Origin of the sequence: uncultured Gemella sp. (assembly GCF_963529685.1) — a bacterium.
Classification (GTDB): Bacteria; Bacillota; Bacilli; order Staphylococcales; family Gemellaceae; genus Gemella.
Genome location: NZ_CAUSAI010000015.1, coordinates 15,292 through 36,188 on the forward strand (window position 1 = coordinate 15,292; position 20,897 = coordinate 36,188).

At 29.7% G+C, this 20,897-nt stretch carries 22 protein-coding genes, 1 pseudogene and 1 other annotated feature; all 23 genes and pseudogenes read right to left on the minus strand.

Features of this window, described 5'->3' with window-relative positions; genetic code table 11:
* Nucleotides 1-4 precede the first annotated feature (4 nt).
* Nucleotides 5-274 carry a hypothetical protein gene (locus RWS90_RS03720; RefSeq protein WP_314548747.1) on the minus strand — a complete coding sequence of 90 codons (270 nt, stop codon included), beginning with the start codon at nt 272-274 and terminating at the stop codon, nt 5-7.
* Between the two features lie 10 nt (nt 275-284).
* Nucleotides 285-1,157, minus strand: coding sequence for a 2-oxoacid:ferredoxin oxidoreductase subunit beta (locus RWS90_RS03725; protein ID WP_314548749.1), 873 nt, complete (start codon nt 1,155-1,157; stop codon nt 285-287).
* Between the two features lies 1 nt (nt 1,158).
* On the minus strand, nt 1,159-2,901 hold the full coding sequence (locus tag RWS90_RS03730) for a 2-oxoacid:acceptor oxidoreductase subunit alpha (RefSeq protein WP_314548751.1): 1,743 nt from the start codon (nt 2,899-2,901) through the stop codon (nt 1,159-1,161).
* A gap of 303 nt (nt 2,902-3,204) precedes the next feature.
* Nucleotides 3,205-5,019: an ABC transporter substrate-binding protein gene (locus tag RWS90_RS03735; RefSeq protein ID WP_314548753.1), complete on the minus strand. Its 1,815-nt coding sequence runs from the start codon at nt 5,017-5,019 to the stop codon at nt 3,205-3,207.
* Nucleotides 5,020-5,075: 56 nt separating this feature from the next.
* Nucleotides 5,076-5,320, minus strand: a binding site (T-box leader).
* A 206-nt stretch (nt 5,321-5,526) separates the two neighbouring features.
* Nucleotides 5,527-6,300 (minus strand): SDR family oxidoreductase, encoded by a 774-nt coding sequence (locus RWS90_RS03740; protein ID WP_314548756.1) that lies wholly within the window; start codon nt 6,298-6,300, stop codon nt 5,527-5,529.
* Between the two features lie 14 nt (nt 6,301-6,314).
* A complete protein-coding gene (locus tag RWS90_RS03745; protein WP_314548757.1) occupies nt 6,315-6,749 on the minus strand; it encodes a CopY/TcrY family copper transport repressor in 435 nt (144 codons plus the stop codon).
* A 419-nt stretch (nt 6,750-7,168) separates the two neighbouring features.
* Nucleotides 7,169-7,888, minus strand: a complete 720-nt coding sequence (locus RWS90_RS03750; RefSeq protein ID WP_314548760.1) for a class I SAM-dependent methyltransferase — start codon at nt 7,886-7,888, stop codon at nt 7,169-7,171.
* 2 nt (nt 7,889-7,890) lie between these two features.
* Nucleotides 7,891-8,229, minus strand: a complete 339-nt coding sequence (gene rsfS, locus RWS90_RS03755) for a ribosome silencing factor (RefSeq protein WP_314085341.1) — start codon at nt 8,227-8,229, stop codon at nt 7,891-7,893.
* A 19-nt stretch (nt 8,230-8,248) separates the two neighbouring features.
* Complete coding sequence (gene yqeK / locus RWS90_RS03760; RefSeq protein ID WP_314548763.1) at nt 8,249-9,118, minus strand: bis(5'-nucleosyl)-tetraphosphatase (symmetrical) YqeK; 870 nt, start codon at nt 9,116-9,118, stop codon at nt 8,249-8,251.
* Nucleotides 9,093-9,701, minus strand: a complete 609-nt coding sequence (gene nadD, locus RWS90_RS03765) for a nicotinate (nicotinamide) nucleotide adenylyltransferase (protein WP_314548765.1) — start codon at nt 9,699-9,701, stop codon at nt 9,093-9,095. The genes yqeK and nadD overlap by 26 nt, the downstream gene beginning before the upstream one ends.
* Nucleotide 9,702: 1 nt before the next feature.
* Nucleotides 9,703-10,002, minus strand: a complete 300-nt coding sequence (gene yhbY / locus RWS90_RS03770; protein WP_003147122.1) for a ribosome assembly RNA-binding protein YhbY — start codon at nt 10,000-10,002, stop codon at nt 9,703-9,705.
* Between the two features lie 19 nt (nt 10,003-10,021).
* The gene (yqeH, locus tag RWS90_RS03775) at nt 10,022-11,140 is read right to left on the minus strand and encodes a ribosome biogenesis GTPase YqeH (protein ID WP_314548769.1); all 1,119 of its coding nucleotides are present in this window, start codon (nt 11,138-11,140) and stop codon (nt 10,022-10,024) included.
* The gene (locus RWS90_RS03780; protein ID WP_314548771.1) at nt 11,133-11,708 is read right to left on the minus strand and encodes a YqeG family HAD IIIA-type phosphatase; all 576 of its coding nucleotides are present in this window, start codon (nt 11,706-11,708) and stop codon (nt 11,133-11,135) included. The genes yqeH and RWS90_RS03780 overlap by 8 nt, the downstream gene beginning before the upstream one ends.
* A 17-nt stretch (nt 11,709-11,725) precedes the next feature.
* Complete coding sequence (locus RWS90_RS03785; RefSeq protein WP_314548773.1) at nt 11,726-12,502, minus strand: phosphatidylserine decarboxylase; 777 nt, start codon at nt 12,500-12,502, stop codon at nt 11,726-11,728.
* Nucleotides 12,503-12,816: 314 nt separating this feature from the next.
* The gene (locus RWS90_RS03790) at nt 12,817-14,334 is read right to left on the minus strand and encodes an IgA FC receptor (protein ID WP_314548775.1); all 1,518 of its coding nucleotides are present in this window, start codon (nt 14,332-14,334) and stop codon (nt 12,817-12,819) included.
* Nucleotides 14,335-14,624: 290 nt separating this feature from the next.
* Nucleotides 14,625-14,936 (minus strand): hypothetical protein, encoded by a 312-nt coding sequence (locus RWS90_RS03795; protein ID WP_314548778.1) that lies wholly within the window; start codon nt 14,934-14,936, stop codon nt 14,625-14,627.
* 226 nt (nt 14,937-15,162) lie between these two features.
* Nucleotides 15,163-16,845 (minus strand): ABC transporter ATP-binding protein, encoded by a 1,683-nt coding sequence (locus RWS90_RS03800; protein WP_314548779.1) that lies wholly within the window; start codon nt 16,843-16,845, stop codon nt 15,163-15,165.
* A gap of 21 nt (nt 16,846-16,866) precedes the next feature.
* A complete protein-coding gene (locus tag RWS90_RS03805; protein ID WP_314548781.1) occupies nt 16,867-17,586 on the minus strand; it encodes an ATP-binding cassette domain-containing protein in 720 nt (239 codons plus the stop codon).
* 171 nt (nt 17,587-17,757) lie between these two features.
* On the minus strand, nt 17,758-18,498 hold the full coding sequence (locus tag RWS90_RS03810; RefSeq protein ID WP_314548784.1) for an ABC transporter permease: 741 nt from the start codon (nt 18,496-18,498) through the stop codon (nt 17,758-17,760).
* A 235-nt stretch (nt 18,499-18,733) separates the two neighbouring features.
* Nucleotides 18,734-19,369 carry a TetR/AcrR family transcriptional regulator gene (locus RWS90_RS03815; RefSeq protein ID WP_314548787.1) on the minus strand — a complete coding sequence of 212 codons (636 nt, stop codon included), beginning with the start codon at nt 19,367-19,369 and terminating at the stop codon, nt 18,734-18,736.
* A 383-nt stretch (nt 19,370-19,752) separates the two neighbouring features.
* A pseudogene (locus RWS90_RS03820) lies at nt 19,753-20,121 on the minus strand (ATP-binding protein); the annotation flags it as partial.
* On the minus strand, nt 20,085-20,210 hold the full coding sequence (locus RWS90_RS03825) for a hypothetical protein (RefSeq protein WP_314548789.1): 126 nt from the start codon (nt 20,208-20,210) through the stop codon (nt 20,085-20,087). The pseudogene RWS90_RS03820 and the gene RWS90_RS03825, both read right to left, overlap by 37 nt.
* Nucleotides 20,211-20,395: 185 nt before the next feature.
* A partial coding sequence (locus RWS90_RS03830) for an LPXTG cell wall anchor domain-containing protein (protein WP_314548791.1) occupies nt 20,396-20,897 on the minus strand: 502 nt, incomplete at its 5' end.

Below are 20,897 nucleotides of genomic sequence, written 5' to 3' on the forward strand. Positions count from 1 at the left end.
TTTCTTATACCTCTTTTATATACTCTATTGTTTCACTTTCTTTATCATAACGGACTTCATACTGAATATTGTCATTTTCAAAATAGAACATTAAATATGAATTTTCTTTTAAATTTAGCGTATAACTATCAACAACACTATATCCTAATGCGATTAGCTTGTTTCTACATCTGTCTATATGGTCGTTGTCTAATTCTTGTTCTTCTGTTTTTTGATAAATACGATATCCCGCATAAGCTACTGCTAATGGAACTAATATCTTTTTAAGTTTCATATTTTACCTCTTATCTGAACTCATCACATAACGCGTTAAACATTTCTTCACTAAATTCTAAGTTTTGGTAAGCAATTGGCTCATCTCGTTTATAATTACGTAAAATATCTTCGTAATGAGGTTTCTTCTCGTTTTTATAAATTACACCTGTTACAAGGTCATTGTACTCTTCTAGCACTCGATACGCTTCTAATTTATTAGTATTGTCATAACCTTCAATATCAGAAAGTTTTGTCAAATTCTCTTTGTACCAAGCCGGTGTATTTTTGTAGTTATATGTTTTACATGGGCTAAATACATTGACCAATGAAAATCCATCATGATTGATAGCTTCTTCAAAAATTTGCATCATTTCTTTCATATCACCTGTAAAGGCTTGAGCTAGGAAGGTAACCTCACAAGATAAGGCAATTTTCATCGCTGATAATGGTTTTTCCATTACACCCTCTAATGTTGTAGTTGTTATCAAACCTTCATCAGATTTAGGTGACATTTGACCTTTAGTTAAAGCATAAAGTTGGTTATCCATTACTACATAAGTCATATTTACATTACGTTTCATAGCGTGAACAGCGTGACCTATACCTATGGCATATCCATCTCCATCTCCACCCATAGCAAAAACTGTTAGATCTTGGTTAGCTAGTTTTATCCCTTGAGCTACCGGAAGCGAACGTCCATGTAATCCTTGAACTCCATATGCTTTTGTATATCCACTAATCTTCCCAGAGCATCCAATCCCCGCAGAGATTACAACATTCTCAGGTTTAATTCCCAAATTTACTACCGCTCTATTTATACCCGCAAGTACCGAGAAGTCTCCACAACCTGCACACCAATCGGGCTTAACATCATTTTTATAATCTTTTAATGTTACTTTCAAATTATTTCTCCTCCTCTAGTAGTTGCTCAACAAGTTGATGAGTATAATAAATATCTCCATCATATTTTAGTAAACTTGCAATTTTTTCTGAATTATGGTACTTACTAGCAATTACCGTACGCAATTGTTTATTGTGGTTATGTTCAACAATATATATTTTTCTATATTTATCAAATGTATCACGAACAGCTTGAGCAACTGGATAAATTTGACGAATTTGCATAGTATCAATCTTCATACCTTGTTCTTTTAGTTGCTTAGCTGCTTTATTTAATACTCCATAAGTTGAATTAACACCTACTAATAGAATATCTTTTTCATCATTATACTCATTCAATACAAATGGTCTTTCAACTAATGCTGATTCAATCTTGTTAGCACGTTTTTCTTTTTGACGTACCGTGTTTCGTTTAACTTCTGAAGGTAATCCAACAACAGAGTGTTCATAACTATTTGCATTGTGAATTCCACCTTTTTGACCAGGAATTGTTCTATTAGAAACTAGCACATCAGTAGTATAACGTTTGAAATAGATAATATCTTCTTCAGTAATTTCTTCTTGTTTTAATAAGTTTCCACGATCAATTTGAACTCTGCTAAAATCAAAGCTAGGGACTGTTTCTTTGTTCATTCCTAATTGTAAGTCCATTAAAACAATAACTGGAGTTTGATATTTTTCTGCCATATTAAACGCGTCAATCATAATATAGAAACAATCTTCCACAGATGTAGGAGCCAATACAATACGAGAAGCATCCCCTGTTCCACCATATACGGCGTGAAAAATATCAGATTGTTCAGTCTTAGTTGGAAGACCTGAAGAAGGTCCACCCCTTTGAACATCTACAATAACAACTGGTTGTTCTGCCATCGCAGCCATTCCTAAAAACTCAGTCATAAGCGAGATACCAGGTCCAGAAGTTGCAGTCATAGCTCGCACCCCTGCAAAATTAGCACCAATAGCTACACCTAATGCAGCAATCTCATCTTCAGTCTGAATATAAGCACCATTAACCGTTGGAAGTTTATCAAATAAATATTCCATTATCTCTGTAGCCGGTGTAATAGGATATCCTGCATAAAGTCTACATCCCGCAACTAAAGCCCCAAGCCCTGCTGCATGGTTACCGATCAACCACATGTTCTTATGAGTTGGATTTAATTTTTTAAGATAATATTTATCATTTATATTATTCTCAGCCATGAATTCACTCATAATTTCACGACCTTTATCAAAAGCTTGAATATTAGTATTTACAATTTCTTCACCTTTACTAGAGAATTTAGATTCAATCATATCGTAGAATAATTTTGAATCTATATCTAATAATGCTGAACAAATTCCAAGTGTAATAATGTTTTTAATTATTGGATTAGCAATCTCTTTTGCTAAATCTGTAATTGGGAATATTGCTACTAAGCCTTTAATTTCTTCCGAAATTTCAGGTTTAATTTTAGCATCCGCAATAATAATACTGTTTTCATCCAGTTCTGGGATATAGCTATCCAGTGTAGCTTGGTCAAATGCTATAAGTATATCTGTCTTATAGTCAATAACATTTATTTTTTCTTCTGAAATACAAATTTTACTATTACTGTGTCCACCTTTAATTCGACTTGCGAAATCTCTTGTAGAATACATATGGTAACCTAATGTATTTACTACAGTAGAGAATATCTCGGCAGTACTTTCTAAACCTTCACCTTGTTCTCCACCAATTTTCCATCCTAATTTATTAATCATATAATCTCCTTTAATCTCTTTCATTAGAAATTTAATCGTTGATTTCTCAATACTTTATTTTATCATATTCAAAAAAATTTTTCCATCTAATAGTATTTATTATCATTGTGAAAAAGGGAGTGACTCAAAAATCATGATTTTGAAAAAACAAGATTTTAGTAAGTCACCCCACAAAGTTTATTAGACATCTAAAAAGCTTTCATAAAACGAATTTTGATATCAACAAACCACTATATCTAGGATTTTTTTACAAACTTTTTTATTTAGGACATTTAAGGCAGTCCCAATCTAGCACTATTATTTTTAGTTTTTAATACCTTTATCTGAAGTTAATTCAAGTTCATAAAATTGTTGATCAAAAGTATTATATTTTTTAAGATCTATATTTTTAACTCGTTTATTAACCCATACTATATCTGTACTCCAACTTAATGGTAACCATGGAGCAATCTCAGCAAAGTCATTGTCAAATTTATTGAATGCCTCTTTAATTTTATTATCATCGAATGAGTCTTTTGAATCAATTGCATCCAAGTCTTTCGTTAAAGTTTCATCAATATATCTTGGTAAGTTTAATTTTGAAGTTCCACCCGCTATATAGTTAGGATTTGGATTATTGAAGAATCCCCAAGCTCCTTGGAAAATATCTATAGAAGGATCATCAGCTTGTACTCTTGTTGCCCAATCTTTTGGTGATAATAGTTTACCATCTACTAATTTAACATCTAAACCAACTTCTTTCCATGATTTAATGAAATTATCAGCTAATGCTTGATCTATATCACTTCCAGTATTTCTTGCAGCATAATTAAATACTAATTTTTCTCCGTTTTTATTTTCACGTAATCCATCTCCATCAGTATCTTTATAACCCGCTTCATCTAATAATTTTTTAGCTTTTTCTACGTCTTTTTTGAATTTTTTACCGTTAGGATTTACTGCTAATTCTATTCTCGGTGGGAAGAATCCAGAACCTGTCGGAGTATATTTTAATCCTTTAAATAATTTACTATTAATTTGATCCCAATCAACAGCATAACCAAAGGCTTGTCTTAACTTAACATCTCCTAATTTCCCATTTGTGTCAGTTAATACTTTTCCTTCTTTTTTATCGAATTTTCCTAGTTTGAATCCTACATACGATACATAAAGATCTGTTTGACCTAAAACATCTCCATTTTTAGAATCTTTTATGCCTTCCCAAATATTCGGATTAAGAGATCTAATATAATCTACATCTCCATTTTTAATAACCGATGCTGCTTGTGATGGCGATACAGCTTTGAATTCTATTTCTTTAACTTTTACTTTAGCTTTATCATAGAAATGAGGATTTTGTTTTGCTAAAACACTTTCTCCATTAATTTGTTTATCTAAATAATATGGCCCATATGATAATGGTTTTGTATTTAAATTAGCACCAGAGAATTTAGCGAAATCTTTAGAAGCCTCTTCTACTTGTGATTTATTTAAAAATGTAGATATAAATCCGTTACCCCAAAGTAGTGATGGTCTAACATCTGTGTACTTAATTACTACAGTTTTGTCATCTTTCTTAACTATACCTTTAATAGATGAAGCTTTCCCTTCATGGTATTCTTTCATACCTTCAATCACTTCATAATCAGAAGAATATCTAATGTTTTCAACATATTTAGGATTCCCCATTAAGTTATATGTAGCGATAATATCTTCAGCTGTAACATCTTCTCCATTATTCCATTTTAAATCTTTTCTTAAAGTAATTGTCGCTTCTTTTTTCTCTTTATCCAAGTGGAATTTCGCAGGTGCATTAGCATCATCTTGTTTTAATCTATAATCCTTATCCAATGCAAATGTATATAGCATTGTATCTCTCATAATATAATAATCCGTTGCTTGTAAGAAAAATATAGGGTTAAACATTCCTGTAAGTGGATCAGCAGATAAGATACCTACTTTTAAATGACTATCCGCTACTGCATTGCCGTCATTTTGAACAGAAGTTTTAAACTCAACAGCCGGTTTTGTAATATCTCCTGTTTTCTTACTTTGATTAGTTGCACAACCAGCTAATAATAATGTTAAAGCCAAACTAGAACTAACAACTTTTGTTATTTTTTTATTATTTTTTCTCATAAATATACCTCACTATTTCTACACAAAGAAAAAAGTCCTTGTAGAAGAATTTCTTCTACAAGGACGTATCTATTAACGTGTTACCACCTTGATTTATAGTATTTTCACAAATACCAACTCAAAAAGTACTAAGATACTATTATCTTTATACTCCTAGCTATAACGGGCTACCCGTAGTAGTTTAACTATTCAACTACTAACACGAAAAGACCATCTTCATAGTATCAACTTTGATCTCCTTTCACCTACCGAGACTCTCTAAGCAAACATCCACTACTACTCTTCTTTTCAAAGTGTAATTTTAATTTTGTTACTTTAGTATATCAACTTAATAAACTCTTGTCAATATATTTTAAAAAAGTTTTCATATATTTTCTGTGAATTTAGATTTGAATTTAAAAATTTATAGATTATAAATTGTAATAAAAAATAAAGAATTTAATTTTTCCTACAAAACTAAATCCTTTATTTAATCTATCTATTATTAATTTTTACGACAAAATTATTTTATTTAAACATATTTAACAGCATTCTATCACTTAATCTAGGGAACAATTGACTAATTTTAACCGCTAAAACTAATTTAAACGGTAAATTAACCTCTCGTTTTTTCTTATCTATCCCTTTAATAATCTTACTAACGACTAATTTTGGAGTTAGTGTCTTACCACCCAATGATTTTTGATAACTCTTATCTTCATCTGCAATATTGAAGAAATTCGTCGCAACTGGTCCAGGATTAACTGTCATTACATGAACATTATCTTTTTTAAGTTCTAATCTTAACGCATTAAAATATCCAATAAGGGCAAATTTAGTCGCTGAGTAGACCGAACTTTTAGGAGTAGCAATTTTCCCGGCTATAGACGCGATTGCAACTATAGTCCCAATCTTTCTTTCTCTCATTCTTTTAGCTATTTCAGTAGTTAATTGTATTGTTCCTATTACATTAGTATCAAACATATTAACCACATCAGCATCACAAAATTCGCTAAAATCTTTCATAATACCGTATCCAGCTCCATTGATAAGAATGTCAACATCATTTACTACTGAAAGAAGTTGATCCACCTGATCTTGTGAACCAATATCTACGCTAAATACTCTTGTTTTTACATTATCAAAAGTTTCACATTTCTTGGCAACTTTTTCTAAAGCCTCTTTTCTACGAGCAACTAGAATCAATTCAACATTTCCTTTTTGAGCAAATTGGTGAGCTAACTCACGTCCCAAACCGCTAGAAGCCCCTGTTATAAGTATTTTTCTATTTTCATTTTCCATTTCTTATCCCCTTCTTACCCATGTTTTGCAGCACAACTACATTGCCCTTTTAGACACTTACAAGTAATAACCTCTTCTGCTGTTTTTCTCTTTTCTTGTAATAATTTAATAATTTCATCAATATTACTCTTACTCAAATTATCAGTTGCGATTATATTCTTAACAATAATATGTGTCCTTCTTTCACATATTCTTTCTAAAAAATTTTGTGTCAATATATCCAAGCACTCATCTTCTACACACTTTGCTGAATATAAAAACTTATTCCCTTGCTTTCTTGTAGATATAAATCCCTTCTCAACTAATCTTGATAACAATGTTTTTATCGTTGAGGCAGTCCATGACTTTTCTTCGCCTAGCGTATCAATAACAAACTTACTGGTAGTTTCTTGATTACTCCAGACCACTCTCATTACTTCCCATTCAGCTTCTGAAATATTAATCTCCATTTAAAATCATCCTTTTTTATCAGTTACATCTGTAACTATAATACTATTTTAACCATATAATGTCAATTCATAAAAAAGGAGTGACTCAAAAATCGTGATTTCGGAGAAATCTATTTTGTCGAGTCACCCCCACAAAGCTTATTAAATATCTAAAAAAATTTTATAAAGCCGGTTTGAATATCAATAACCCACTGCGTCTATGCATTCTCATATAAACTTTTTAATATTTAGGACTTTTGAGACTTGTTCTTAATTGAATTTCTAATAACTGTTTTAATTATGCTTGAATCAGTTTATCTCACATACTTAGTATAATTTTATAATAAGATTTTTCGTATTCATATCTCGTTCACTCACATATTTTAGATATTATCTCATACTCTAGTATATACAATTCTACAAGAATTCTTATTATTATTTTACTTCTCCAAAACAAAAATTATTCTATCTGATTCAGCATAATTTTTATTATTTTTTTCAAAGTCACAGAAATAATCTTTAACTTTAAAACCGATATTATTTATCTCTGTAAAAACTTCTTCAATTTCATAAGTTCTTTGCGAATGAAACTGCTCTAGTTTTTTATATAAACCATTATTTTCTTTTATGAAAAATGAAAGTTCACTCTCAACTTCTAGTGAATTTTCAGTTTCATATGTAAACCATAAATAACTAATTTCTTCATCTTCATAACCAAAAACTTGTTTTTCTAACATATCTATGACTTTTTTTGGCGTATGCATATCAAAAACAAATTTCGCACCTTCTTTTAAAGATGAATATACTTCTTTTAACCCCCGTTTAAACTCTTCAAAGTCTGATAAATAATTAAAAACATCAAATGCACTTAGTACAAAATCGAATTCCATATTTAACGATGAAATTTCTAATAAATCCATCGCAAAATAATTACAACCAGGAACTTTTTCACTAGCTATCGCTAACATTTGTTCACTATTGTCTACCGCGAATACTTGTCCATATTTTTTCAGCGTTGGTAGCATTGTACCACTACCACAACCTAAATCAAGAACTAGAAGATTTTCTCTATCTTCTAATTCTTGATCAATAATATTTTTATAAGCATCGTAATCGACATCCATTAGTTTATCATAAACAATACTTAAATTTTCGTACATAATTAAACACCTTTTATAGGATATTTCTCAAATAGTGCATCTAACTCATAGTATTCTCTATCGTCACGAGTCATGATATTTACTACAACATCTCCTAAGTCCATAAGAATCCATTTAGCTTCTCTTAGACCTTCTGTACTATGAATTTCTCCGCCATTTTCTAATACTTGTTCTCTAACTTCTTGTGCAATTGCTTCTACTTGTCTATTTGTAGGTGCATGACAAATTACAGAATAATCATATAATACTCCTGCTTGAGTTAAATCATAAGCAACGATATCATAACCATGCTTATCGTCACATGCATCTACAACAATTTTTAATAAGTTTTCTACTTCCATTTTCATCCTCTTTCTTTATTTATTTTTTTATAATATGGAACATTACTACGTATAGTATGTCATCTTCTGGGTATCTCTTAGCTAGTTTATCGATTAATTGATCTAGAGTAACACCATAATATTTTGCGTAACGCTCTGTTAAAGTGTCTCTTGTTACAGGTTTAACTAGATCAACTTCTAATGTAGCAAACACTGTATCAGGGTCTTCATAAGTCGTAGCTTCTAATAAATCACCTTTTTTAAAGTGCGCTTCACTTTTATTTCTAATAGTAATTGTTTTTTCATCTGCCAAGATTTTATCTTTATTTTTTTCTTTAAATCCTACACGATAATTTTTAATATTATAATAGTTATAACATTCTAATAACGAAGGATAAATTCTTTCATCATTGTCTATTAAATATACCAATGTGTACTTCGCAGCAAGTCTTACCGCTTCATCTAAGTCATATTGAGACACTTCTGTCACCTCTGCTAAATGAGGGTGCTTTCTTTGTGGATCTGTGTAATCTGCGATAAAGATAATTTTTTCTAATAAAGTCATGTACTTTCTACCAAATGTATGGTTGGCAACAGCAAGTTTAACCTCTTCATCTTCAATATCAAACTTTTCCTCAATATATGCACTTGCTACAGGACCATGAAGCACCTCTACTGGATAATCTAGTAAATTCACATCTAAATTATGTAAAATCACATACTTCTTCATCAGTACCTCATCCATAGGTTTACAAACATCATGCAATAAGGCTGCCAACGCTGCTTGTTCTACATTAGCTCCATGAATTTTTGCTAAATTTTTAGCCACTTCGACTACCCTTAAGGTATGCTCATATCTTTTTTCTGGTAATAACTCTTTTACTTTATTTTGAATCTCTTGAAATTCCATATAAACCCAACTCCTCTATATATGACCTACATTCATCTGTTATCATATATTTAATACTATTCTTATTTTTTATTTTATCCCTAATCAAACTAGAACTTATCTCAATTATCGGCGATTTCATAATCTCATAACTTATGGATTTATAAAATACATCCCCATCAACTATCTTATATAAATCTTCTTCATCTCGAGCTACAAAAACAAAAGTTACTAGTTTTAATAGTTCATCTATATTATACCATTTTTTTAAATCTTTCGCTCTATCTGTCCCAATAATAAAATAAATTTTTTCATTTTTATATAATTCACTAAAATATTTAACGGTATTATAGCTATAACTAACTCCCTCATTCGAAATTTCAAAGTCGCTAACTTCAAATTTCATATTATCTTTAGTACTTAGTTTTGTCATTTCAAATCTATTTTTGTCGCTAGCTTCGAGTTTGCGATCCTTTAATGGAGTAATATATGAAGGAATAAAAATAACCCTCTCTAAATTATAAGTTTCTAGCGCAGTTTCAGCAGTAATTAGATGACCTATATGTATTGGATCAAAACTACCACCATAAAGTGCAATCGACATATTACTTCACCAACTCAATTTTTCTATACTTTTCTTTAGAACTTTGCTTATATAAAACGATTGTATGTCCAATTACTTGAACTAATTCAGAAGAAGTACGCTCAGATAAAATTTTTGCTACTTCATCTTTATCCTCTTCACAATTTTGTAAAATACTTACTTTTAATAATTCACGTTTTTCTAACGCATCTCTAATCCCTTGAATCATATCACTATTTACACCTGATTTTCCAACTTGGAAGATTGGCGATAAATGATGTGCTAATGCTCTTAGTTGTCTTTTTTGTTTTCCTTTTAACATCTTATCCTCTTTTCTTTTACTATATTATCGATTCACGTATAAATACTTCGATTTCCTCTGGTACATGAATATCTATCTTACATCCACTATCACTATTAACAGTAATCCAACCTAATCCTGAAATTACAATATCCATCTTTCTACTATCAATTGTGAAACTTTTCTTAACTTGTTTATTGAAAATAGAAATATTATCCTCAAAAGGTGGTTTCAATAGTGTTCCTAAATGCTTTTCAAACAGTTGATCTGCATTGCTAAGTTTTGTACGATGTATTTCAACCAAATTTGAAGCATATAGTGTGAAACTTTGACGTTCCCCTTCTACAAAATCCATTCTTGCCATTCCACCAAAAAATAAACTTTGTTCAGCATTTAACTGGAATACACGTGCTTTAATTTCTTTTTTAGGCATTACTAATTTCAAACTTTGAGCATCTAAATAATGCGCAATATCATAATCTAATATAATACCCGGTGTATCATAAATACTAGTAGCTCTATCTAGGGGGATTTCTATCATTCCTAGTGTTGTACCTGGAAAATGAGAAGTTGTAATAACATTCTTGTCTCCTGTTGTAAGTTCGATAAGTTTATTAATAAATGTAGATTTACCAACATTTGTTGCTCCTACAATATATACATCCTTACCATTACGAAGCTCATCTATACGACCAGCAGCCTCTTCAACACCCTGATTTTTAATAGCGCTAATTAAAAGAATATCTTTTACCTTAATACCCTTAGCTTTTAACATTTTAAATAACCATTGTTTAACTTTATTTTGCTTAACAGACTTAGGTAATAAATCTAACTTATTAGCTACTAGTACAATATCCTTGTTATTTCCTACAATATCGACGACATCCTCAATCCAACTTCCAGAAAAATCAAATATATCAACAATCTTAACTATCAACGCATCTTTTTTTGACAGTGTTTTAATAAGTTGATAGAAATCCTCCGCACCTAGTTGAACATCCGATACCTCATTATAATTTTTCAGTCTAAAACATCTTTTACAAACTAAATTGCCATCAATACTTTTTTCTACAACGCTTTTCGGCAAGTAACCTTGTTTGTTTTGATCCTCACTTTGAATCTCAACACCACAACCTATACAATAAACTCTATTACTCAATATATCCTCCATTGTTCTCTTTCTTATGTTTCAATCTATAACCTACTTTTTTCATTTTAGGAAATGCTTTTCTTCTAGTTAAATTATGTATTATCAATGCTTCAAAAAATCTATTAATTCTAGTTTTAAAAGCATCTGTCTTAGAAATTGGCTTAACTAAAACACTCATAGCACCAAAACTCTTGGCACCCAACACATCAGTTAATACCTGATCTCCTAAAATAATCGCTTCTTCTGGTTTTCTATTTAGCTTTCTAAGAGCTTTCTTAAACCCAATTGTTAAAGGTTTTTTAGCTCCCGCAACATACTGAAGATTCAACTTACGACAGAATTCCTCCACTCGCTCTTCAGTATTATTTGATACGACAATAATATCAAAACCAGCTTTTTTCATCTTTTTTAACCACTTATTTAACTCTTTAGTATCTTTTTTACTATCCCAAGAAATAAGAGTATTATCTAAATCTGAAAGAATAACCTTCTTATTGTGCATATTCATATATTCAACATCAATAAACTCATACTTTTCTACAAAATCATCAGGTGAAAAATATCTTCTTAATACCATTTTTTATCACTAATAGCCTATAAAATAGTCGCTATTTTCTCTCCCATCTTGATTTCTCTATTTTCCAAATTTTCCTCAAGAAGAATATTATTTTTTTCAAATAATAATACAACTGTAGAACCAAACTCAAAATATCCTAACTCATCACCTTTTTTAACATAAATACTCTCGTATGTTGGAATAATTGAGTTAACGTTTTGTGCTCCTACTGGTATCATAGTATAATTAATTTTTCCATTTAATTTATATACTTGTCTATAATTATAGCTCAGAATATTCTCTCCTAATTCTAGTCCAAGATTATTAACTGGGTATGAATATTTTCCTAAGCTATAAGCATCTACAACATGGCTATTCATAGGAAAATGTATACGATGATAATTCTTAGGGCTAAGATATATTATCATATACGTCCCATCTTTATATTTATCAGCAAGTTCACTATCTCCAACCAAGGTTTGAACATTATAAACTTGATTCTTAACAACAAATGTTCTCTCATTACTGATAGTGCCTATCTCTGAAATAACTCCATCTGTTGGGCTAACTAAAGCATCCTCATCTTGATTAATCGGTCTAGCATCTGGATGTAATTTTCTAATAAAAAACTCATTAAGATTTTTAAAGTCATCAATTTCATCTAAAATCTCATCGGTATTAATATCATATACCTTAGCAAAAGGTTGAATCATTAATCTACTTAAATTAGATTTTGTTAATTTTTTTAGAGCTTTTGAGCTCATATTTCCATTCGTCAATTCAACACAAAGTTGAAACATTTTCTTTTTTAACATAGCTGTCTCCTTATTGAACATCATGTTATATTTTACTATAAAAGACGAGTAAATACAAATATTGTCAACAGAATCGACCTGTTGTGCGAATGAAAAACGATAATATCTTCAGTAAAAACAGAGCGTCTTTCTACACAACAAAAATATATTATAATAAATTAGAGGTTTTAATTTAAACTTTATCCCTAAGATTGATAAAGAACTATAGATAACCCGAAGAACCAACAAAATAAACTCGAAACTAAGATTTCCTCCTACTTTTCGAGTTTATTTTAATAACTTACTTATAACTGAATTTTACAAATATGTAATTCTTATTGCATTTGTCTTCTTCTAATTGCTATTGCAGCTCCTAAAGCTAACAATGCACTGCCAAGCGCCTCAGTTGTTTCTAATCCTGTTTTTGGCAGATCTTCATTCTCTTTTTTATTGTTAACATTACTATTTTTTGTAGTTGCTATTTTTTCTTCGTTATACTCCGCTTTTACTGGAGTCACTATCTGAACACGACTTTCGAGATCTTTTGTCCCTACTCTTATTCTCTCTAAAATAGCAAATTTACTAAAATGTTTTATTTTGAATTCTACAACTCCATCAGTGAAGTTGCTATCAATTTTTTCTAAAACATTGTTATCTGCTATATGATACACTTCTAGTTTTGCGTCATTATTTTTAACTACAGATACTTTTACTGTACGTTGGACATCACTATCTAGCTTTTTACCATCCTTTTTAAAGTGAATTTCAAAAACTTCGACAACTTTATATTCATTGCCCAATTTGTTGATAATTTCTTTATTTAAATTTTCATCATTTATAGCTCCTACAAATACTTCATCAGCTTTTATCTTGTTTTTATCAAAAGATACAGTAACATCACGCCCTGATAATTTCGCTGTTAAAACATGATTATTCACCGCAACATCATTAACCGATTTATTCGTATCTGAAGTTACTTTTGTATCCTCTTTATTAGTTTCCTCATTTTTATTTTCAGGAACAGTTTGTTTTTTAGGGATTTCTTTTTTATCACCTGATTTTGGAGTTTTTTCGTTTCTTTTTTTACCCTCAGAAGAGTTCTCGTCTTTTTTTGCTTCTTTCTTATCTTCTACTTTTGGCGCTTCCTGGTTTTCTTTTTTACCCTCAGAAGAGTTCTCGTCTTTTTTTGCTTCTTTCTTATCTTCTGCTTTTGGCGCTTCCTGGTTTTCTTTTTTATTCTCAGAAGAGTTCTCATCTTTTTTTACTTCTTTTTTATCTTCTGCTTTTGGCGCTTCCTGGTTTTCTTTTTTATTCTCAGAAGAGTTCTCGTCTTTTTTTACTTCTTTCTTATCTTCTGCTTTTGGCACTTCCTGATTTTCTTTTTTATTCTCAGAAGAGTTCTCGTCTTTTTTTATATCTTCTTCTAAAATAATTTTTATTTTACGCAGATTTTCATTCTCAGGATATATTGCTAATAATTCATTAATCGTAGTCAGCCACATTCTTTTAATTTTTTGTTCTTTATCAGCGTTTTCAACATTAGATATTATCTGATTTAAAAATTCTCTCCCATCTATGAATTCCCAATCAATTTTTTCATTAATAATATTCTTTTCATTTTTTTCATAGTTTAGTAATTCTGATGCTTTCTCTATGCTTTTTGAAGCTATTTCATTTAAATTATTGAGATTATTTAAATGGTCTTCTGTTTCTTTATTTCTCATTTCTACACCAGAGTTAATATCATTACCTTGAGCATACACTGTCCCTACTGAACCAGCAACAATACCCATTAAAGCACCAGTAATAGCTACTATAACTTTTCTTGATGAGTGGTTTTTATTTCTAGACATAGCTTCCTCCTTATAAAATCACATGCAATTATAAAATACTATTTTACATCTCTATATTATAATACATATATCTGAAATCATCAAGCATTAACCCCTCTTCCCCATGGCAAAAAAGTAGTGACTCTTAAATGATTGCGGAGAAATGATATGCACCCATTTTACTGGTTTATCAAGTAAAATGGGTACATATCAATATCTGTTCATCTTCTTTTCTCATCTTAAATTGTAATATCAGTGCTTGCCTTTATTATTATATAAAAATATACACCGATACTCAAATGAATACTTAACTATCTTATACTGTGTTTATTCATTTTTTCTTGGAAAATCTCCGTAATAACTTTACGTAGTTCTTCTTTTTCTTTTTCTGGCCACTCACCTTCTCGTTGAGCTGCTGCATAAAGTTCAGGATATTCAATAGAAATTCTCTTAACTGTACGAGTATTCGCATGTTTTCTTACAAAAAACGGAATTTTCTTTATCCATTCTTGTGGAACTAATGAAAGTATTCTTTCTGCAGTTTCTTTATCACTAATTACTGAAAAAGTAAGACCTTTTTTAATCTGTTCTTGCTCCTGTTCTGTAAAATCTTCTAACTTCATTCTTGTTCTCCTAAAGTATGTATTATTTCATTTAAAATTATACACTAATACTTGTAAAACAACAAATATATTTAACTGATAGAGATTATCAGTATTATAAGTAAATATATAACATTAAACAGATTTCTTAAATATATGAACTATACTCTTAAATCATTGAGCAATTCACAATCAACTCGTTAATTTTGATTTACATTTTATAATATTATATTTTTCACTATCAAAATCATACACTTAACTTAAGTAACTTATAAAACTCACCTTCCCTATACATCAAGTCGTCAAAAATACCATCTTCAACAATGACACCGTCTTTCATAAAAATAATTCTATCATATTTTTTCAAAATAGTTTCATTTAACTTATGTGTAACAACAAGAGTTGTCAAATCTCGGATTTTCAAGATTGAATTCTCAATTTCAGTAGTAACTTGATTATCCAAAGATGAAGTAGCCTCATCTAATAATAAGATTGGTGTTTTACGAATTAAAGCACGAGCAATGCTAAGTCTCTGTTTTTGTCCACCGGATAAATTTGATCCATTCTCTCCGCATAAAGTTTGTAGACCTAATTCATTTTCTAAAATATAATTTTCTAACCCAGATTGCTGTATAGCTTGTTTTATATCATCTTCTGTAAAAGGTTGATTAAGAGTAATATTAGAACTTAAAGTATCATCAAAAATATAAACGTCTTGCTGAACAACAGTCATTAAATTATACAGGCTTTCTGACGAAATATCTTGCAAATCTTGATTATCAATTGAAATATTCCCACTTGTTACATCGTAAAAACGTAATAATAGATTGAGTAAAGTTGATTTTCCACTCCCCGACATACCTACGATTGCAATTTTTTCGCCCTTTTTAATATTCAAAGATAAATTATTAAAAATTTTTTCTTCAGAATTAGGATAAGAAAAATCAATATTTGAAAAAGAAATAACATCATCAAAATATTCTTTCGTTTTACCAGTTTGAAGTTCGGATACATCCTTCATCTTAAATGAACCTAGTGTTGCCTCCCCTTCACGGAATTTACTTATTCCTATACCAATTTCATTTAGTGGCATTACTACAAAATTGACTAGTTGAACAATAGCTGTTACGCTTCCAATTGTGGTATGACCATCGAAGACGAGATACATTCCTCCACCAAAGGCTACTAAAAATACAATCATCCCTGAAAGCTGAGAAATAACATTAGTCAAAATATCGAATTTCCCTTTCATAAAATATATCTCATCCAATTTTTCACTTTTACGACTGTAATCTTGACGAATAACCTCTTTTACATTAAAACTTTTAATAACCAGAAAACCTGATAGAATATCTTTAACCTTAGCTAAATACTTCTGATCTGCAATAATAGCACCATTTTGTAAAGCAGCTAGCTTTCTTCCTATAACTCCTGAAATTATCATTGGAATAATGCTGGCAATGATAACCAATAAAGTTAAAAACCAGTTACCTATAAACATGGCTATTAGTGAGAAAATCATCAAGGAAAAGTTTTTTGAAATATTAAAATACTGGTACAAATAGTCCTGCTCAATTTTCTTCATATTTTCAGTCAATATAGAAATATATTTTCCTGATTTCTCCTTAGAAAATTCTCTATAATCCTTATCTAAAATTGATTGAAACACCTTGTTTTTATATCTTGACATAATTTCCCTAACAAGTTTATTTCTCAATCGAAGAGATATGAAATTAAGACCAGCATAGAAGAAAATAACAGCAACCCCAACTAATATAGCTTCAGTTAGTGCTTCTCTATTTTGGGATATTCCACTATCGATAATATCTTTAATAGAATAAGCAAAGGCAATATTAGTTAAAGGGACTAGCATATTAAAGATCATGAAAACATAATAAAACATTTTATGGTTTTTTATTAATTGTTTCATTCTTAATCCACCTTATAATTATTAAATTTTATTTAGAAAATGCGACATAAAATATTCTTCTAAGTCAATATTTTCTCTCATAATTTCTTTCATAGAGATTTGTTCAATCATTTCTCCATTTTTTATAACACCAATCTTATCTGCTATCTGTGAAATTTCGGATAAGATATGACTTGAGATTAATATTGTAATTCCGTGTTCCTTAGAAAGCATCAGCAAAAGATTTCGAATTTCTTGAATTCCTATTGGATCCAAACCATTAATTGGTTCATCTAAGATTAATAATCTAGGTTTTGTTAAAAAAGCTCTAGCTAGACCAAGTCTCTGCCTCATTCCTAACGAAAACTCTTTTACTTTTTTAGTAGTATTTTTTAATCCTACCATACTTAAGACACTTGTTATATCTGATTCAGTTATATTTTCCCCCATATACTGAGCATGAATTTTTAAGACTTCTTTTGCAGTACAATTTTCATAAAAAATTGGGGTTTCAATAATACTACCAATCTGACTTAGAATTTCCTCTCTGTGTTCTTGTAAATTTTTTCCGAAAATTTCAATACTACCAGATGTAATAGTTGATAAGGACAACATACATTTCATTAAAGTTGTTTTTCCGGCACCATTGGGACCTAAAAAACCATATATTTCTCCTTCAGCAATTTGAAGATTAATACCACTCAAAATTTCTTCCTTATCAATAGTTTTAAAAAGTTCTTTTATTTCAACAACATTTCTCATTTCTATACCTCTCTTTCTATATCAGCTCTCAATGCGAGATTTTCTTCTTCAGGAGTATAAATACTAACTTATATAGTCTCTTCTTTTAAAGTAGTTATTAAAAGACTGTTACTTATTTTAGTCATTTCATTTTTATTCCTGAAACAATTCATTCCAGTAAATTAAGTTATACTACTTGATATTAATATCTTTTCTTGAAATATTATAAATTGAAACTGAAGCAATAATTATACTTATGAAGCTAGCAAATATTAAGAATAATGAATTGTTAACAAAATTATTAGTCAAACTCCCCGGAGTTGCATTAGATAGTAATGCAGCTAAACCAAGTCCTAAAAGCATTGTTATAGGTGTTGAATACTTAATCATACCTATAACAAAAGGTAATATCCCAATTAATACTGTCCCAAACGAAATTCCAACTAAATTAATTAATTGATTAACTACTGGGATATAATTTGATTCAGTTAAAACCGCGACTAATTTAATTAATAATTGAATAACTAAATGTGCAGTAAAATGAGCAATAAATGATATTAAAATCACCGATATAACTTTTCCCCATAGTAACTTTATTTTTGAAATAGGGTAAGAAAACAACTGAAAAATTGTTCTTTGTTTAAATTCATCAATAAAAATTATAGACAATAAATAAGCTTCAAAAATTAAAAATGCTGCTTTTGTAAATAAAGCTGCAAACAATGATGTTGCAATTGCCCAATTTTCCCATTTATCAGCAATTCTAAAATTATTAGAACTCTGTCCAACAAATTCTCCCAATTTATTATCCGTACCCAGCCCCATAATTATAATTCCCGTGACACCTAATACTATCAATATAGTAGCAAACCAAGCCAAAAATAATTTAGATTTTGAAACCTTATTTATTTCAATTTTAATAAGCGACAACATAGATTTTTCCTCCTAAAAGTAAATATAGTTTATATTATTTAAACTATTCTGAATACATATTTAAAATAACCGTTTTAATCAAACAACAACATTGTACATACTATTGATATGTAAGTGCTAAAAAATATACATACCGCTGGTATGTTAGTAGGTTTTTTAATAACATACCTGAGTATGTTATTTTTAAAATATCAAATACATAAAATCATTGCTAACAAGGATACCCCAAGATTATTTATTTAATACCTTTTAAGTGACCAAATAATTGGAAAATTACCTCCATCATTTCATCAGAAATCAATTGTACCCCTAATCCATCAAACGAAAGTTTAATGAATTTCATTTTTCTCTTTAGTTCCTCTACTGAATAAACAGAAATTTGAAATCCAATCCAAATATTTAAAGTTAAAATAATCAAATCAGCTAACTCTTCTGGATATTCTGTTTTAATCGATTCATCTTTAACACCTTCATAAACTCTTTCTCTAATTTCTGGTAAAAAATCAGAAAATATGCTTAAATACTGCTCTCCTAACAAACGTGGACTCCTTAGCTTAATCGAAGCAGAATATACAAGCCTTTGTTGTTCAAAATTAGAAAAAGCATCCATCAAAGAATTTTGTATTTTTTCTAACCCAGTGTCTCCTCTCCAATTATAATTTAAAATTTCTTGATTGTTTTCTCTAATAATCGATTGTAATATTTCTTGTTTCGATTCAAAATGATGATAAATAACACCTTTTGTCAATCCACCTAATCCATTTATTATATCTTGTATAGAGGTATTATCAAATCCCTTTTTTAAAAATAAATCTTTAGAAACTTCTAGTATTTTTTTTCTAGTTTCATGTGGATTTCTATTCCTTGCCATAATATCTCCTTCCTTTCATACCGATGGTATGTATCTTCTATTATAGTACCCGAAACCAATAATGTCAAGTTTCTTATTATTTCCCAAACTTATTTTAAAGGTTTAGACTTAATGTCAATTCTATTTGTAATACTAATCTATCTTTTTCAGGCATATACTTTTATTTTTTTGTTTTCCTTTTATGTCACACTTAATTAGCAAATAAATTGGGAAGTAAAAGAATCAAAAAATGTTTAAGCAGACTGTTCTTTTTTAACAGTTCAAAGAAAATATTCCAGCATATATGATAAATATCAAAATTATTAAATTTATTACTATAACACATAATAATTGTAAATGTCAATCTAAATATGTCAAAAAAATTCAAAATAAAAATGTACATTTTATTCATCTGCCTTTTGGAAAAAATTTTTTAGTCTATAAGAATTTCCAGTTATTTTAGCTACATGTGAATGGTGTAATAATCTATCAACTATTGCACTAGCGATTAATGGATCGCCAAATACATCATCCCACTGTGAAAAATTTATATTAGTAGTTATTATAGTGCTATGTTTTTCATAACGTCTATCTATTAATTGGAAGAACAATTTAGATTCCTCTTTGGTTATTGGAAGATATCCTAATTCATCTATTATTAATAATTTATAACCACAAAATTTCTTTAATCTTTCTTCTAACCTACCTTCTAACTGAGCTTTTTTTAATATTTCTATCAGACGTGCGCATTTAATAAAGTAGGTGGATTTCCTAAATCTGTTAGTTGAGCTATTTTGATGTTTTTGTACATTTTTATTTTTTCAAAATTGTACATTCTTATTTTATCATTTTTATCTCTCATACTTACTTCCTTTTTGCTTACTTTCCCTACAAAAATTATAGCATTTTTAGGGCATTATTTCCCACAATCCTACCCAAAACAAAAAATCCAAGAAATGAATCTTTTGATTCACTCTTAGATTTCTCGACTTCTCGATTATCTAAACAGATAATTTCAAAGAATTATTTTTAATGATTTAGTAATTTTTACTCTTCATCTTTTCTACGTCTTTTATCAACTGCTAATAGACTTCCTAACATAGCTAATCCTAATCCTGCTAAACCTGTATTTGTTTCTGTTGCTCCTGTATTTGCAAGTCGTTTAACTTGTTGTTTTTCAGTTACTTTACCAGGGACAGCATTAGGAATTGTTGGTGAGCCTGGTATAGGTCTGTTAGGATCTACTGGCGTTGGTTTTTCTGGCTCGGGTTGTGGTTGTACCGGGTTTGGTTGTGGTTTAGGAATTTCAGGCGTAGGTGGAGTCGGTTTTTCTCCTGGAATAAACGGTTTTTGTATTTTTTCATATAAATGAATGGTAATTCCATCATTTGGTGTTGTTTCAACAAATCTATAACCATTGAACTCCAACGCTTCTTTTTTACCCTCTTCGTACGGTTTCAATTCATTCCCTTCAGTATCACGCCAAATCGTTATTTCTATAATAGGTTTAACAATTGGTTCATCCGCCATGAAGACATGAGTAATTTTA